The organism is Arthrobacter sp. KN11-1C (assembly GCF_052180225.1).
GTDB lineage: Bacteria > Actinomycetota > Actinomycetes > Actinomycetales > Micrococcaceae > Arthrobacter.
The window spans coordinates 3,436,084-3,451,053 of record NZ_CP197467.1 but is presented as its reverse complement, the minus strand read 5'-3'; the positions used below and the strand labels follow the sequence as shown (position 1 = coordinate 3,451,053).

Here is a 14,970-nt window from a genome sequence, read left to right as displayed (position 1 = left end):
ATGAAATCCAACGAACTGCTGCTGGATGCCTTTGCCCGGATCCGTGACATAGTGGCCGCCACGCTTGAAGGGGTCGACGACGAGTCCCTGGTCCGTCGGCCCGGCGGCACCGGGAACTCAATTGCCTGGTTGATTTGGCACCTCAGCCGGGTGGAGGACGTCCAAGTCGCGTCCGCCGCCGGCGTCGAACAGGCATGGACCTCGCGGGAGTTCGCCGGCCGCTTTAAGCTGCCACTGCCCGAACGCGACACCGGCTACGGCCACTCGAGCGATAAAGTCGACGCGGTTCAGGCCCCGCCGGAGCTGTTGCTCGAATACTACGACGCCGTCCACCGGCAGACCGTCGCGTTCGTGAAAACTCTCGGCGATGAGGACCTTGATCGCGTCGTCGACACCCGTTGGGACCCGCCCGTCACTCTCGGCGTGCGCCTGGTCAGCACGATTGCCGATTGCCTCCAGCACGCGGGACAGGCCGCCTACGCCAAAGGCCTAGGCGGCCGGTAAAAACCGTTCAGACGGCGTTCCGGGGTTTGAAGACCAACCCCAGGACGGCTGCCAGTGCGAGCGCGGAAAGGACGGTTGCCGACCAGAACCCGGCCCGCCCGCCGGTCAGGAAATCGCCGGGGATAGCGAACGCAGCGTAGATCGAAGCCACGATGGCCAACCCGACGGCGCCGCCCAGCTGCTGCATTGTCTGGAAGAGTCCCGACGCGGACCCGGCGTGCTCGGGTTCGACGTTGCGCAGGGCGAGCGTGGTGAGCGGCATGAACGTCATGCCGGCGGAGATTCCGGTGCCCAGAAGCGCGAGCAAAACAATGGCGAACGGTGTGTCGGCGTTGAGTTGCGTGAGCGGCAAGAAAGCGACGACGCGAAGGGCGGTGCCGAAGATGCCCAGACGAACGGCCCCGAAGCGCTCGAGGAGCCGCGGGACGATCCGCGACATCGCGAAGATGCTCAGCGGCATCGGCAGGAACGCCAGCCCGGTCACCATCGGCGTGAGGTGCAGGTCGTCTTCGAGGTACTGGACCATGAGGAAGAACATCGCCAGCATCCCGCCGTAGGTGGCCGCCATCGCTGCCAGCGCCGCCACGCGGCTCGGGCTGCGCAGCAGTTGCGGTCGGAGCAGCGGGTGGGCCACCCTCCGTTCGGTGACGGCAAGAATTGCGATCAGCGCGGCCCCGACAACCAGGCCGCCGATCGTCCGCGGACTGGACCAGCCGACGTCGCCCGCTTGGATGAGGCCCCACACGATGGCGACGGCGCCGCCCGTCGCGGTGATCGCTCCGAGGATGTCGAAGCGCCCGGGCCGCCGGGGAGTTTCCGCGACGAGGCGCGGCACCGCGATGAGGACCACGACGCCGATCGGCACGTTGATGAAGAGGGTCCACCGCCAGCTCGTGGTGTCGGTGAGAAGCCCGCCCAGGATGAGCCCGAGCGCGCCACCCATGGAGGCAATGGCGGAGAACAGGGCGAGCGCCCGGTTCCGCGCGCCGTCGTCCTTTGCGCTCGTGGTGATGAGCGCGAGCACGCTCGGGGCGGCGAATGCGGCGCCGAGGCCCTGAAGTGCGCGTGCGATGACGAGAAGGAGCGGCGAGGTGGCCAGGCCGCCGAGCAGTGAGAAGAGCGTGAACGCCGCGACGCCCACCAGGAAGGTGCGACGGCGGCCGACGACGTCTCCGATCCGTCCGCCGAGCAGCAGGAGGCCGCCGAAAGCGACGGCGTAACCGTTCAGGACCCAGCTGAGCTCGGCCCGGTCGAAGTGGAGATCGGTGGCGATGTGGGGGAGCGCGACGTTCACGACGGTCGCGTCGAGGACAAGCATGAGTTGGGCCAGCATGACCAGCCAGAGGCCAATGCTGCCGGCGCGACGGCCGGACGTAACGATCCCGGCGGGGGCGCGTGTGGCGATTGTGGGTGTCATGGGAGGTGTCCTGTTCTAGCCGAGGGGGCTGACGTACACTAAGAGGAGAGATGCTCCGTTTAGAACTATACGGAGACACTCTCCGTTTTGCAATGGTGTATCGAAAGGTGTTTCTGTGCGCGCTGACGCTCAACGCAACCGTGACCGGATTGTGGAGGTTGCACGTGCGCTCTTCCGGGTCAAAGGCTTCGAAGCCGTTTCGATGGACGAAGTCGCCAAGGCGGCCGAGGTGGGACCCGGTACGCTCTACCGGCACTTCCCGACCAAAGAGTCGCTGTACGACGCGGTCCTCGAAGCGTGGGCAGACAAGGTCAACACCGCCGTCGACCGGGCCCTGACCCTCGACGCCCCTGCGCGGGAGCGGTTGCTGAACTGGCTGACCGACTATGCGTCGATGCTGACAGAACACAAGGGTGCGGCCGCGCGGATTACTGCCGCGTTGGGCGACCCCGGTTCGCCATTCGCGGCAAAGTGCCAGACCTACCTCGGGGCCAATCAGCGCGTGATCGAAGCGTTGGACTCGGCCTTGCGTCCCGGAGTCGACGCGATGCAGATCAGCCGGCTCGTCGGAGGCGTGGCCGCAGTGGTGGACAATAGCGAACTTCCGGCCGATGCAGCAGCTTCGATGCTCGCGGTAGTCGCTGACGGTCTGATCGCTTCCTGACGCGATTCAGAGGGCTGAGCCCCATTCTCCGGGTGCAATCCGGGCCACACTCGCAAATTCATTAACTAAGTCGAGTAGGGATCACTCAAGGCTGTCCGGAAGCCCGTCCGTAGGATCCGTAGTGAGCCGAAGATGGCTCACTGCCATTGCTTTTTGGAACGCAATGTGCGGCAGTACCAGCCCCGGCAGGGCCCTGAACCATGCCAAGGACGCACATCATGAAAACTGCAAAACTCATGGCCGTGGCTTGCCTCTTGTTTGCTTGGATAGCCATCCCATCCTCCGCCGCGAATGCCGCACCGATGGCGTCTTCGAACCCGGCCGCCGCGTTGGGTAACGACATTTCCTGGCCCCAATGTGGTGGCGGACTGCCTTCCGGCCAGGCGTTCGCGATCGTCGGAGTGAACGGCGGCCGGCCGGGCACCGTGAATCCCTGTTTCGCCGAACAGCTGGGCTGGGCCAGCGGTTCGGCGGGCGGGACGAGTCAAGCAGCGGTCGCCGTGTACGTCAACACTGCCAATCCCGCCGAATATGGCGGGTGGTGGCCGGCATCCAACGCGGACGTGGGCATGGGCCGTCCAAACCCGTACGGGAGCTGCAACGGGACGGCTTCGCCTGCGTGCGCCTACCTCTACGGTTACGGCATCGCGTTCGACGACGTCAATCATTATGGGGTACCGGACCCCGCCAAGCACATGTGGTGGCTGGACGTCGAGACCGGGAACGCGTGGTCCTGGGACACCGTGGCCAACGCCGCGGATCTTGAAGGCATGGCCGCCTACCTGCAAGACATTGGCGCACAGGTTGGCATCTATTCAACCTCGTACCAGTTCGGAGTAATCGCGGGTCAGCTTCATTTCGACAGCAATCTGAACGGGCTCAAGAGCTGGCTTGCCGGGGCAACGTCGCCCGAGTCCGCCGCCGAACTCTGCTCGGCCCCGCCGCTGACAGCCGGGGGCGTGGTTGCGCTCACCCAATTCACCACGGACTTCGACTACAACTACTCCTGCATACCACCCGCGCCGCCACCACCCCCGGCACCCGCTCCGGTAGTGGCCCCGCCGCCGCCCCCGGCCCCGACGCTGACCACCGACGCCAACGGCAAGCGCAAGCCGGTTCTGTCGATACCGCAGAGCTGACGGGTTGTGTTCACATGTGTAGTCGGATGATGAACAAGAAGTAGACCCAGACGGGCAGCGAAAGCAGCGAAAACACGGCCATCGCTGTCCGTTCCCGGGATCGCCCGCGCAGGATCGCGGAGAGCAGCCGGAATGCGAGGATTCCGATGAGCCCTCCGACGCAGTTCAGGATCACGTCGTCGATGTCCGATGCTCCAACCGCAAACACGCCCTGGATGATCTCCACGGCGACGCTGACCGAGACGACCGTGAGTATGGTCAGCCATGCGGACGCCCGACGTCGGAGCCACGATGCGTAGACTCCGAGCGGGATGAAGATCAGGATGTTCCCGATGACGTTGGCGAACGCCACTTTCGCGGTCCCGGGAGAGTGGCTGAACGCGTATTGCGCGATGCTTGCGAACGGGATGAGGTTGATCGATCTCTCCGAACCCGGTGCACGAGAGAAGAGCAGCAGCTTCAGCAGGAAGGCCGCGTAGAGGGCGAAAACGGCGAAGATGGCCACCGTCTCCGCCTTCGCCCGTTTCGTGGTGGGTCGCCTGCCCCGCACATCATCCGTGACCACAGTGGGTTTCGGTTGTACACGCATCCGCAGGACGATACAGAGGCAAGCTGTTGTGCTCCTGTGAAACCGGGATCCGATAACCGCCGCAGAGGGGCGCAACGGTTCGTGACGCGTCGTTTCGTGACCTGAGGCAACGATGGACCAGACTTAGGGACGTGAGCAACAAACCCCGCCCCGGCCTAGCGATCGCTGCATTGAGTCTCGGGACGGCGCTGAATCCGCTGAACTCGTCGATGATCGCGGTTGCGCTCGTGGTTCTGCGCCAGGATTTTGCGCTCGACGTCGCTACGGTCACCTGGGTGATCACGTCCTTCTACCTCGCCTCCGCGGCGGGCCAGCCGCTCATGGGCCGGCTGGCGGACCGTTTCGGTCCGCGGAGGCTCTTCACCTTCGGCATGGCGGTGGTTGCCATTTCCTGCCTACTGGCCCCGTTCTCGCCGAACTTCGCACTGGTCTGCGTGGCCCGCGCGCTCATGGCGGTGGGGACCGCGACGGCGTACCCGTGCGCCGTCGTCATGGTCTCGACGCTCAGCCGGCAGGCGAACATCAGCTCCACTCGACCCCTGGGCCGGATCCAGATGGCGAACACCTCAGCAGCAGCGGTGGGGCCCGTCGTCGGCGGCCTTTTGGTGAGCTTGGTCGGCTGGCAAGCGCTGTTCGCGATCAACGTGCCGATCTCCCTTCTGGCACTGATCGTGGTGCGGCGGGTGGCGCCGCCCGACGTCGGACGCGAAAGCGGCAAGCTCTCCGCCCTCCTGCGCGATTCCGACATTCCGGGCATCCTGGCGTTCATCGCCTCGTTGACGCTGGCGATGATGGCGCTGCTCAACGTGATGCCGGCCTACCGCTGGTGGTTCATCGCCGTCGCCGTGGTCCTGGCGGGGCTGTTCGCATGGCGCGAGTTCCGGTTCACTCCGCCGTTCCTGGACTTGCGGTTGCTCGGCCGGAACCGGCCGCTGCTGTTGCTGTATTTGGGTTTCGCGGTGTTCAGCGCGGTCTATTACTTCGCTTTCTTTGGGCTTCCGCAATTGCTGCAGCAGGCTGGAAAGTACGACGCCGGCGTGGTCGGCCTGCTGATGCTTCCCCTTGCTGCCATGTCGGTTTTCATCACACCGGTGACCGTGCGGTTCATTGAGCGGTTCGGCGTGCGGTCCGTGATGATCGCCGGCGTCGTGCTTTTGGCCCTGGCTTCCGGCGCGCTCGGGGCGCTGACGCTGTCCTTCTGGCCGCCGCTGGTGCTTGTGGTCACGGCGCTGATGGGTGTTCCTTATGGTGTGGTCAGCACGGCGTCCAACCAAGGTTTATATGTGTCCGCACGGCCGGAGGACAGGGGAGTGGCAGCCGGGATTTTCCAGACGTGCCGATACCTCGGGGCCATCACGGCGACGGTGCTCATTGGCGTGCTGTACGGGCCCGGGGTGAACCAGGCAAACTGGGGGCTCATGGTGTTGGTGATGCTGGGGCTGAGCGCGGTGGTGTTCGTGTTGGCGCTGGCTTGGCGGAAGCCGGGGGCAGTGGGTTAATTCCCATCGCGCCGCTCCGATACCCGCTGCGGGTCGACAAACCCCTATACCTACTCCGACGCACTTTCACCACTCATTTTCAGTGCAACGCACACTCAATTTGAGTGCAATGCATACTCAGTGATCGTTTTCGCCCGTAGCGTTGGATAGATTGTCAGGCTAGGGCTCTGGGGCGCTCTCCGCAGATTTGGAAGGCCACCGGTGCCGGGCAATTTCGATGAGAGGTCAATACAGCCTATGGATAGAAATAGTGCACCAAGTCGCCGCCAGCTATTGCTTCCTGTTCAGGACGGAAGCTTGGTCGAAGCGCGCGGTCGCCTGTTCATGGGGGCCGACGGACATGCTTATGTGCGGCCGAGATTGCACCCTGATGAACCGAAGATCGGCTTGCGCGAGCAAGCTCAAATGGACACGACACCATTCAGAATCAGGGTTACCGGTCTGGACCCTCGTGAACTGCAACTCGGCGGCTTGGAGGGTGCCTGGCGCACCATTCAGGGGATCTTAAAAGGAGGGAGCATCGAAGTTACCGCTGTGCTTGATCTCCCTGTGCGGTGGCTCGACACATGGGAGGAAGCGGACCCCAGGTATTCAGAGGCGAATCCTGATGCTCCGACTCAGTGGTTCCTCAGTCCTGACCGCCAGGGGCTTCTGGAAGGAATCTTTGCCAGCTTTGATGAGCACAAGGACTTCTATCCCCTTATTTCATTGGGACTTAACGGCACCTACGAAGGCACCTTCCGCGCCAAGTTGTACATGCTTGCGTTCAACGAAAGTTTCGCATTGTGGGCAGGTAACTACAGCACCGATAACCTGCTTGTTCGATCATTCGTGAGGGCCGTGTAGTTGAGGGGTTTCTCGGTATTTACCGGCATAAAAGTCGCCTTCTGACTGCGACTTCGCATTTGTCCCGGCCTGGGTGACGCCCCGAATCGGGAAGCAGGTTCTTGACACCATCACCTGGCGACGCTCCCCGCACCTTGAGTATCCCGCGGCAGAACACGCCTAGCTTCGATCCGATCACGCGGTGTGATTCGGTCACGGCACTAGAATCGCAGGAACAATTATCCGATATTAATCTATCACTTACAGTAACTTCCGGCTAAACTCACAGCAACGGTCCGGTCTTGTCCGCTCCGGGCGTCTGGGGAAACAACTTTGGGGGTTGTTATGCGTTGGAGAAGCACTGCCGTCGGAGTCACTGCGATAGCTCTTTCACTGGGTGGCGGCCTGGCCGCGAACGCTGCTGGCGGGCCGGCCGAAGCAGCGCCGCCTGCTGACGCGCTGGCCTCGATTCAGCCCTCCTCTTCCGGTATCGAACTGCTGACACTTCCGCCGGTGAGTGAGGAAATGTCCGAGCTGGCCTCGGAACTGAGCGGGAAGCTTGCCGGTGACCCGAACTTTGCCTCGGTGGAGGTGACACGTAAACGAGATCGCCTCATTGTGTATTGGCATGGGGCGCCGAGCCGGGAGTTGCTCGACGCGATCGAAAGGCGACCCTCGGCGCCCATTGAGATCCGACCTACTCAGCTCGCGCCGTCGATGCTGAAAGGCAAAGCTGCGAGCCTGGCACACAAAGATGCCACGGTTGGCTCTATCGGGCTGAAACACGATGGTTCCGGCCTGTTGGTCACCCTAAGGGAATCTCCGGAGAACGGAAGGGAGAAGGCAGCCGCCAGCGGCAGATTCTCGAAGTCGCTAGGCGTGCCAGTTGAAGTGGCATCCGATGCAGCACCCGTACCGGCAGCCAACTCCCGACAGTTCGATGTCAACTACCACTTAGGCGGTGCCAGAATCTATGACCGGGGCAGGAGCGGGGCCTGCACTTCGGGATTCGCAGTAAGGCAGAACATCACAAGTAGGGAAGCAATGATGTTTGCCGCCCACTGCGGCCCTGTAGGCTCCCAATGGTCGGTCTACGACGGAGGACCCCACTATTACATTTGGGGTGCAGTTGCGGCTCGCGACACCTATCATGACGGTGGCATCATTGATTCGGGCTGGTCGCAACCGCATAGCTGGACAGCGGCATGGAATAGCGACGTTCACACCCCGATTAACGGATCGGCATACCCGTACGTTGGCCAGGAGATCTGCTACAGCGGCTCGTTTAGCGGCCTGAAATGCGGCAACATCGTCCACCAGATCGACATGAAGTACGATCTCGGGGGAGACCTCACTGACATCAAGGGCTTCAGAACCCAACATTCCAACGGCGAGCCTGCAGTCGGCAACGGAGACAGCGGTGGCCCTGGCTACCAGATTGTCAGCTCGGCAAACGGCCTGAAGCGCAATGCTGTAGGGATCATCTCAGCAATCCCGGGTGGGTCGGGCTCGACCTGCCAGGGCGTACCCGGAAACAGTGCCCCGGGAGGCCGTAAATGCAGCAGCACGGCCTACGCGACCTCAGTGTCGAGCATAGCCGCGTCGCTGGGCTACTACATCCCAGTGTGGTGAGCAAAAATGAACCCAGGGGCCGTATTGCGCGGAGCGCGAGATGCTCCGTTAGATCCGGATGCGAGATGATCTCCGTGAAGCGCATAACCTTCCTTGGGTCCACCGGCGCCCTGCTGGTGCTGATCTCCGGAGCCGCGTTGACTGCCTGCGACGGGGGTGTCCAACGTCATGCCGGCTCAATACTAGCTACGGATCCGGTCCAGATTACCGAAGCGGCACCGCAAGACGGGGAACTGGCGTCAGCGGCAAGCCTCATCACCGAAGAGTTAAGCGGCGACCCCAACTTCGGGTCAGTCGCCCTTGAACAGGGGAAGCTCGTCATCACGTGGCACGGCCCCGAGAGCGACCGGATTTCACGCTTGCGCGGCCAAGTTCCCGGGGTTGATATCTCGCTCCGTTCCGCAGCGTGCGTTCCGGGAATTGTCATGGACCGGGCGAGTACCCTTTTGAAGGAAGAAGCAAGAGTCCGGGTGGTCGGGATGTCCAATGACGGATCCCATGTGGTGGTCACGGTTTCGGAGGACGCAGATAGCAGTGCCCTGGCCGCCGCGTACGAAGCGCGGCTCGGCTGCCCGGTCCGCCTTGAGTTGGGGGACGTGGTACCGGCCAACTGACGGAACCATTGACACCCTCATGAGGCCGGAATATCGTCGGCCGTATCGGGTTTCGTGGTCTCGTTCCGAGTGATTTAGGCGCTGCCTTTGGGGGAGCTCCGCTGGTCGATTGTGCTAGCGAGGAGAGTCCTCAATGTCTTGGGAATTGTCATGAGAGCCACGCGAGCCACAGCTTTCAGGATGGACCCACGCGAGGCCGGCCTGGTTGCCGTTTTGCTGATTCTCGCGGCGGTGAGCTGGATCGTTTCAGCCGTGCAAACGTCCGGGATGGACATGGGGCGTTGGACCGATCCGGGACCGCTCGGTTTCTTCCTGACCACCTGGGTGGTGATGCTGGCAGCGATGATGTTTCCGTCCGTGGCGCCCATGGTGGTCGCTTACGCCCGGATCACCCACCACCGTCGGGAGACCGGTCGCTATGCTCCGCCGGGTTCCACGGTGGTGTTCGTCGCCGGCTACCTGATCTCGTGGACGATCTTCGGCCTCGCCGCATACGCGCTCTACGCAATGGTCGCGTCCCTCATCCCCGGGCTGTTTTCCTCCGATCCGGGCGGTCGCTACCTGGCGGCCGGGGTGATCTTCGTGGCGGCCGTCTACCAACTCACGCCGGCCAAGAACGTCTCCCTCATGAAATGCCGTACCCCCATGGACTTCATCCTGCGCCGCATCCGCTACGGCACCTTTGGAGCGCTGCGCCTTGGACTCGAGCACGGTGCATGGTGCGTCGCCTGCTGCTGGGCGCTCATGGTGGCCCTCTTCGCGCTCGGCGTGATGAGCGTCGGCTGGATGGCAGTGGTGGGGGCGTTCATCGCGCTGGAGAAGATGCTCCCGTGGAGAAGGATGGCAAACCGGTCAGTCGCGGTAGCGCTGGCCCTGATCGCTGTCGCCATTGCCGTCGCGCCCGGGATGGTGCCTGGACTCGGAATGTAGCGGCGGCCCCCAACGCAATCCTTGACTTCACGGACACGCTCAACAAGGGTGGAAGGGACCGATCCAAGCGAAATTCTTGCGAATCAGGAGATCCACCATGACTCTTCCCAAAGGTTTGACTTCCGGCACCTGGCTGCTCGACATGGCCCACAGCGAGATCGGCTTCAGCGTCCGGCACGCCGGAATCAGCAAGGTCCGCGGCCGCTTCACGGATGCGCAGGCCGAGGCCCGCGTCCGCGAGTCGTTGGCCGACGCTTCCCTCCACGCAACGGTCAAGACGGCAAGCTTCGACTCCGGGGATGCCAACCGTGACGGCCACGTCCGCGGGGCCGACTTTTTCGACGTCGAAACCTTCCCGGAGATGACCTTCCGGGCCACCAGCGTAGAGGGCGACGGCGAGGACTACACTCTGACGGGCGACCTCACCATCCGCGGGATCACCAAGCCGGTGGAGCTGGAAGTTGAGTTCACCGGCGTCGCGGTTGATCCTTTCGGCGCGACCCGCGCCGGGTTCTCCGCAGAAACCGAGATCAGCCGGAAGGACTTCGGGCTGACATGGAACGCGGCTTTGGAGGCCGGCGGTTTCCTGGTGAGCGACAAGGTGAAGATCAACCTCGAAGCCGCCCTGGTGAAGCAGGCCGAACCCGTAGCAGCCGAGTAGTCAAAAGGTAGCCGGCCGTCCGCTCAACTCACGGTATAGGAGTTGAGCGGGCGGCCTGTGCTGCCATACGTGAGATCCAAAACGAGAAGGCCCTTGCGCTCCAGGACGCTGAGGTAACGCTGCGCTGTCGGGCGGCTGACACCTAGTTGCCCGGCGATTTCAGCGGCGCTGATCGGACCCCCGGCGGCGCGGACGGCGTCGAACGCTTTCTGCATGGTGGGCTGCAGGCGCGGCGCCGGAGCCGCGGGCCTGACCCCGGCGGAGCGCGAGTTGTAGAGGCTATCTATGGTGGCTTGATCGGCAGTTGAAGCGGAATCCAGCTCCTGCCGCCAGCTCCGGTAGGCCTCCAATTGCGTGCGGAGCCGGTCAAAGCTAAACGGCTTGACCATGTAGTAGACCGCGCCGCTGGTCATCGCAGACTTGACCGTGGCCAGGTCCTGGGCTGCCGTAATGACAATGCAGTCGACGTCGGTTCCGGCCGCCTGGAGGGATCGCAGCATCGAGATCCCGTCCTCGTCCGGCAGGTGCACATCCAGCAAGAGCAAGTCCGGGTTGAGGCGCTCTATCGCCTCCCGCGCGGCTGCGGCGCTGTACACCTGACCCACGCATTCGAAACCATCAACCCTTGCCACGCGGGCAGCGTGGATTCCGGCGACCCGGAAATCGTCGTCAACCACCAATGTCCTAATCAAAGTCTGGGCTCCTTTCCATGTCCGCGACGGTGCGGGCGTTCCGGTAGTTGAAGCGACGGCAGAAAACGCACAAAACGTGCACTTTTGCGGCTAAGGCGCACAACTTACTGAAGACTTCTGGCCCGGATGCTCCCTTCCTAAGCTTGACACAGTTGCCGTGATCCACATCACGAATTCAAGGAAATCCCGATGAAGGGATTCCAAAGACAGAGAGGTCTTAGCAAATGAATGCTACCCACCCCAACCGGCCGCCCGGGGCCCCCGAGAGGGCTGAGGACGCCGCGGGCATCGACATTGTCGGCTTGACCAAGCGGTACCTCACGCCCAAGGGCGAGACCTTCACTGCCATCCAGAATGTGAACCTGAGGGTCGAACCAGGCGAGTTCTGCGCGATCGTCGGACCGACGGGCTGCGGCAAGTCCACCACGCTGGCTCAGGTTTCCGGCCTGGAGCGGCCAAGCGCCGGCTCCGTCAGCGTTCACGATCGGATCGTCGAAGGCATCACCAGCGGTGTCAGCTACATGTTCCAAGCAGACGCTCTCTTCCCGTGGAAGACCGTTCTCGGAAACGTTTTGATCGGCCCGGTCCTGCTCGGGACGCCCAAGAAGGAAGCCACCTTGCTCGCCAGGGATTGGCTGCGCCGCGTGGGCCTGGCCGGCTTCGAGGACCGGTATCCACACCAGTTGTCCGGTGGCATGCGCAAGCGTGTCGCCATGGCGGCGGCGCTGATCAACAACCCGCGGATCCTGCTGATGGATGAGCCGTTCGGCGCCCTCGACGTGCAGACCAAAGCCATCATGCAGAACGAGCTGTTGGGGCTCTGGGAGGAACTTCGCCCCTCTGTCCTGTTCATCACGCACGACCTCGACGAAGCCGTGGCGCTCGCGGACAAGGTGGTCATCATGACCAGCAGCCCGGGAACCATCAAGGATGTCTTCAACATCGATCTTCCCAGGCCGCGTGGAGACGTCCAGAAGATCCGGCACGAGGAGCGGTTCCTGGAGCTGCAGGGCCAGATCTGGGAGTCCTTGAAGGACGAAGTCACCCGGGCCTACAAGAAATCGGCGGGTGTAGCAGCATGACAACCACAATCAGTAGAGGTGCTCCCGTGCAAGAGCAAGTGCAGGATCAAGCGAGTGAGCTCAAGGCGTCCGCCCGGCGTAGCATGAACCGCCGCAACGCATGGATCTGGATTGGCCGGGCCATCCTCGCCGTAGCCGTGATCGGGGGATGGCAGTGGTTCACCACGGCCGGCTGGGTGGATAAGTTCTTCTTCGGCCAGCCAACGGAAATCTGGAACAGCCTGGTCAAGCTCTTCACAGAGGGGACGGCCTTCGGCACCATCTGGGAGAACCTCTGGGTCACGGTGCAGGAAGCTTTCATGGGCTTCCTGCTCGGGACGTTCGTCGGCGTCGTGCTGGGACTCCTCTTGGGCTCGAACAAGTACCTGTCAGCGGTCGTCGGTCCGTACATCCGGATCGTGAACTCGATTCCCCGCATCGTGCTCGGTTCCATCTTCATCGTGGCTTTCGGCCTGGGAGTCTTCCCGAAGGTGCTCCTCGCCGCCGTGCTGGTCTTCTTCGTCGTCTTCTTCAACGCCTTCCAGGGCGTTCGTGAAGTGGATCAGAACCTGGTCGGGAACGTGCGGGTCCTGGGTGCATCACCGCTTCAGGTCGCGATCCACGTGACCATTCCGTCAGCGATGACTTGGATCATCGCGAGCCTCCACACCGCGTTCGGCTTCGCGATCATCGGCGCCCTTGTTGCCGAGGTGCTCGGTGCCCAACAGGGCATCGGCCTGATCATCAGCCAGGCACAGGGGACCTTCGATCCCAATACGGTCTTCGCCTGCATGGTGATCATTGCGGCGATCACTCTCGGCGCCGAAGCCCTCATCACCGTCCTCGAGCACAAGCTGCTCAAATGGCGGCCGCCGAACCGCTCCGAAGCCCAGGCCATCTGAGTCACCCGGCTTCACCCCTGATTTGCACCAAATCCAGTGAATAACAAAAAGAAAGTGTGTGCCCCAATGATGAAGCACAAGATGTATGCTGTCGCCGCTGCAGGCGCCGTTGCGCTCAGCCTCGCGGCCTGTGGCACCAGTGCCAGCAGCAGCACCCCGGCTTCTGCCGGCGGTTCTACGGCAAATGCGGCTGACATGCCCACCGTGAAGATGATGGTTGGCGGCATCGACAAGCAGATCTACCTGCCGTACCAGCTCGCGCAGCAGCTCGGTTACTACGAGAAGTACGGCGTCAAGGTGGAGCTCTCCACGGAGCAGCAGGGTGGCGTCGGCGCCGAAGACGCTATGGCATCCGGGCAGGTGGACATGGCCGGTGCATGGTACGTCCACACCGTGGACTTCCAGTCCAAGGGCAAGAACGTCATCAACCTCGTGCAGCTTTCGAGTGCCCCGGGCGAACGCATCATGTGCAGCCCCAAGGCAAACGTGAAGACGGGCGCAGACCTCAAGGGCAAGACCGTGGGCGTCACCGACCTCGGTTCGGGAACCGATGAGCTCACCCAGTTCATCGCTGCGAAGGCCGGCCTCGCGAAGAGCGACTACCACACGATCGCCGTCGGCGCCGGAGCAACCGCAATCGCGGCTATCCAGCGCGGGTCCGCTGACTGCGTCATGACCACCCAGCCCACCGTGGGCGCCCTTGAGAGCAAGAACCTCGCCGTTCCCGCGATCGACCTCGCCACGACTGACGGAGCCAAGGCAGCGCTTGGCGGCACCCTGCCGTCTGCCGGTCTCCTCGCCCAGTCGGACTGGGTCAAGACCCACGAGGACGCAGCCCAGAAGGTCGTCAACGCCCTCGTCGACACCATGCACTGGATCAGCACCCACTCCGCACAGGACATCGCGGATAAGCTGCCCCAGTCCTTCGTCCAGAACAGCACCATCTCCAAGGATCAGTACGTCACCGCGCTGAACCAGGACAAGGGTCAGTTCCTCCCGGACGGCATCATGCCTGCCGGTGGCCCGAAGACGATCTTCGACGAAGAGAAGACCATCGGCGTTGACACCTCCAAGGTCAACATCGCCGACACGTTCACCCAGAAGTACGCCCAGGCTGCTCTCAAGCTGGAGGGCTACACCGCCACCAGCACCCCTGCCGGCAGCGACGGCTAATCTCTTCTAGCTCCCACACGATCGGCCTGCGTGGTAATCCACGCAGGCCGATTGTTTTGTTTCTAGGCGATCATCATCTCGGTTGGGATCTTGTTCTGTTGACCGTCCAGACAGCGACCCAGAGCAGAACGACGATGATCAACGTGTCGGTCCCGTTCGGAGCAGTCCCAAACAGTGGTGAGACAAGGTACGGAACGACGAACACAAGTAACCCGGTTGCTACCGCGGCAAATACAACAGTGCGAGCAGACATCTTGCAGACCTCCCTGACAACCCTCGATGCTAGAGCCGCCGCGTACTGTTTCGGTCCCTCTTTTGCCATTCTTCGGAGCTAAAGAACTTTTCCAGCTCCGGTCCTGCGTTGTTCGAGATACGAGCATCGATATCGGTCACGTCGAAGAGGGGAAGGTAGCCTTTTTGTTCCGCCAATTCATTCGCTATCGCCAAGACCGACTTTTCTTCGGCGGACACTGACTCGCCACCGATCACACGCTGCGCAATGTGCTCACACCCGGAAATTTGCAGTATGACCATGAGGTCGAAGTTCCTGAGCTCATGCTCATGCCAGATGCTCTTCAGTTGGAGAGGTCCGATGGTGTTCCTGTCCCCGGCTCTGCTTTCATGGCTTGTCATGGGATCACTTCGCCGAGCAGAAGCAGTTTCCTTAC

The 14,970-nt window shown here is 62.6% G+C and carries 16 protein-coding genes; 12 read left to right on the top strand and 4 right to left on the bottom strand.

Features of this window, described 5'->3' with window-relative positions; all coding sequences use genetic code 11:
• Window positions 1-504 carry a mycothiol transferase gene (locus tag ACSBOX_RS16145; RefSeq protein WP_442543354.1) on the top strand — a complete coding sequence of 168 codons (504 nt, stop codon included), beginning with the start codon at window positions 1-3 and terminating at the stop codon, window positions 502-504.
• Window positions 505-511: 7 nt separating this feature from the next.
• Here the strand turns inward: ACSBOX_RS16145 and ACSBOX_RS16140 are convergent, their stop codons facing one another.
• Complete coding sequence (locus ACSBOX_RS16140; protein ID WP_442543353.1) at window positions 512-1,921, bottom strand: MFS transporter; 1,410 nt, start codon at window positions 1,919-1,921, stop codon at window positions 512-514.
• Between the two features lie 115 nt (window positions 1,922-2,036).
• Here ACSBOX_RS16140 and ACSBOX_RS16135 point away from each other — a divergent pair, with 115 nt between their 5' ends.
• Together ACSBOX_RS16135 and ACSBOX_RS16130 are read left to right on the top strand one after the other, a co-directional pair.
• Window positions 2,037-2,585, top strand: coding sequence for a TetR/AcrR family transcriptional regulator (locus ACSBOX_RS16135; RefSeq protein WP_442543352.1), 549 nt, complete (start codon window positions 2,037-2,039; stop codon window positions 2,583-2,585).
• 218 nt (window positions 2,586-2,803) lie between these two features.
• Window positions 2,804-3,724: a hypothetical protein gene (locus tag ACSBOX_RS16130; protein ID WP_442543351.1), complete on the top strand. Its 921-nt coding sequence runs from the start codon at window positions 2,804-2,806 to the stop codon at window positions 3,722-3,724.
• Window positions 3,725-3,734: 10 nt separating this feature from the next.
• Here ACSBOX_RS16130 and ACSBOX_RS16125 read toward each other — a convergent pair whose 3' ends face one another.
• Complete coding sequence (locus ACSBOX_RS16125; protein ID WP_442543350.1) at window positions 3,735-4,313, bottom strand: VanZ family protein; 579 nt, start codon at window positions 4,311-4,313, stop codon at window positions 3,735-3,737.
• A 131-nt stretch (window positions 4,314-4,444) separates the two neighbouring features.
• Here ACSBOX_RS16125 and ACSBOX_RS16120 point away from each other — a divergent pair, with 131 nt between their 5' ends.
• The 6 genes from ACSBOX_RS16120 to ACSBOX_RS16095 all read left to right on the top strand — a co-directional run bounded on the left by ACSBOX_RS16120 (window position 4,445) and on the right by ACSBOX_RS16095 (window position 10,474).
• Window positions 4,445-5,812 carry an MFS transporter gene (locus tag ACSBOX_RS16120; RefSeq protein ID WP_442543349.1) on the top strand — a complete coding sequence of 456 codons (1,368 nt, stop codon included), beginning with the start codon at window positions 4,445-4,447 and terminating at the stop codon, window positions 5,810-5,812.
• A gap of 297 nt (window positions 5,813-6,109) precedes the next feature.
• Window positions 6,110-6,658 carry a hypothetical protein gene (locus ACSBOX_RS16115; protein ID WP_442543348.1) on the top strand — a complete coding sequence of 183 codons (549 nt, stop codon included), beginning with the start codon at window positions 6,110-6,112 and terminating at the stop codon, window positions 6,656-6,658.
• A 324-nt stretch (window positions 6,659-6,982) separates the two neighbouring features.
• Window positions 6,983-8,269 carry a hypothetical protein gene (locus ACSBOX_RS16110; protein ID WP_442543347.1) on the top strand — a complete coding sequence of 429 codons (1,287 nt, stop codon included), beginning with the start codon at window positions 6,983-6,985 and terminating at the stop codon, window positions 8,267-8,269.
• A 74-nt stretch (window positions 8,270-8,343) separates the two neighbouring features.
• Window positions 8,344-8,883, top strand: coding sequence for a hypothetical protein (locus ACSBOX_RS16105; protein WP_442543346.1), 540 nt, complete (start codon window positions 8,344-8,346; stop codon window positions 8,881-8,883).
• Window positions 8,884-9,033: 150 nt separating this feature from the next.
• Window positions 9,034-9,813: a DUF2182 domain-containing protein gene (locus ACSBOX_RS16100; protein WP_442543345.1), complete on the top strand. Its 780-nt coding sequence runs from the start codon at window positions 9,034-9,036 to the stop codon at window positions 9,811-9,813.
• Between the two features lie 97 nt (window positions 9,814-9,910).
• Window positions 9,911-10,474 (top strand): YceI family protein, encoded by a 564-nt coding sequence (locus ACSBOX_RS16095; RefSeq protein ID WP_442543344.1) that lies wholly within the window; start codon window positions 9,911-9,913, stop codon window positions 10,472-10,474.
• A gap of 23 nt (window positions 10,475-10,497) precedes the next feature.
• Here ACSBOX_RS16095 and ACSBOX_RS16090 read toward each other — a convergent pair whose 3' ends face one another.
• Window positions 10,498-11,166 carry a response regulator gene (locus ACSBOX_RS16090; RefSeq protein ID WP_442543343.1) on the bottom strand — a complete coding sequence of 223 codons (669 nt, stop codon included), beginning with the start codon at window positions 11,164-11,166 and terminating at the stop codon, window positions 10,498-10,500.
• Between the two features lie 224 nt (window positions 11,167-11,390).
• On the opposite strand from ACSBOX_RS16090, the gene ACSBOX_RS16085 reads away from it, so the two are divergent.
• The 3 genes from ACSBOX_RS16085 (at window position 11,391) to ACSBOX_RS16075 (ending at window position 14,302) form a co-directional block, all read left to right on the top strand.
• Entirely contained in the window at window positions 11,391-12,248 is an 858-nt protein-coding gene (locus ACSBOX_RS16085) for an ABC transporter ATP-binding protein (protein ID WP_442543342.1), read from the top strand.
• 26 nt (window positions 12,249-12,274) lie between these two features.
• Window positions 12,275-13,129 carry an ABC transporter permease gene (locus ACSBOX_RS16080; RefSeq protein WP_442543341.1) on the top strand — a complete coding sequence of 285 codons (855 nt, stop codon included), beginning with the start codon at window positions 12,275-12,277 and terminating at the stop codon, window positions 13,127-13,129.
• 66 nt (window positions 13,130-13,195) lie between these two features.
• On the top strand, window positions 13,196-14,302 hold the full coding sequence (locus ACSBOX_RS16075; protein WP_442543340.1) for an ABC transporter substrate-binding protein: 1,107 nt from the start codon (window positions 13,196-13,198) through the stop codon (window positions 14,300-14,302).
• A gap of 282 nt (window positions 14,303-14,584) precedes the next feature.
• Here the strand turns inward: ACSBOX_RS16075 and ACSBOX_RS16070 are convergent, their stop codons facing one another.
• Entirely contained in the window at window positions 14,585-14,935 is a 351-nt protein-coding gene (locus ACSBOX_RS16070) for a hypothetical protein (protein ID WP_442543339.1), read from the bottom strand.
• Window positions 14,936-14,970 lie beyond the last annotated feature (35 nt).

Coding starts and splice junctions, on each gene's coding strand:
- ACSBOX_RS16130 (WP_442543351.1), top strand. CDS start 2,804: ATGAAAACTGCAAAACTCATGGCCGTGGCTTGCCTCTTGTTTGCTTGG.
- ACSBOX_RS16125 (WP_442543350.1), bottom strand. CDS start 4,313: ATGCGTGTACAACCGAAACCCACTGTGGTCACGGATGATGTGCGGGGC.
- ACSBOX_RS16140 (WP_442543353.1), bottom strand. CDS start 1,921: ATGACACCCACAATCGCCACACGCGCCCCCGCCGGGATCGTTACGTCC.
- ACSBOX_RS16085 (WP_442543342.1), top strand. CDS start 11,391: ATGAATGCTACCCACCCCAACCGGCCGCCCGGGGCCCCCGAGAGGGCT.
- ACSBOX_RS16075 (WP_442543340.1), top strand. CDS start 13,196: ATGATGAAGCACAAGATGTATGCTGTCGCCGCTGCAGGCGCCGTTGCG.
- ACSBOX_RS16145 (WP_442543354.1), top strand. CDS start 1: ATGAAATCCAACGAACTGCTGCTGGATGCCTTTGCCCGGATCCGTGAC.
- ACSBOX_RS16100 (WP_442543345.1), top strand. CDS start 9,034: ATGAGAGCCACGCGAGCCACAGCTTTCAGGATGGACCCACGCGAGGCC.
- ACSBOX_RS16095 (WP_442543344.1), top strand. CDS start 9,911: ATGACTCTTCCCAAAGGTTTGACTTCCGGCACCTGGCTGCTCGACATG.
- ACSBOX_RS16070 (WP_442543339.1), bottom strand. CDS start 14,935: ATGACAAGCCATGAAAGCAGAGCCGGGGACAGGAACACCATCGGACCT.
- ACSBOX_RS16110 (WP_442543347.1), top strand. CDS start 6,983: ATGCGTTGGAGAAGCACTGCCGTCGGAGTCACTGCGATAGCTCTTTCA.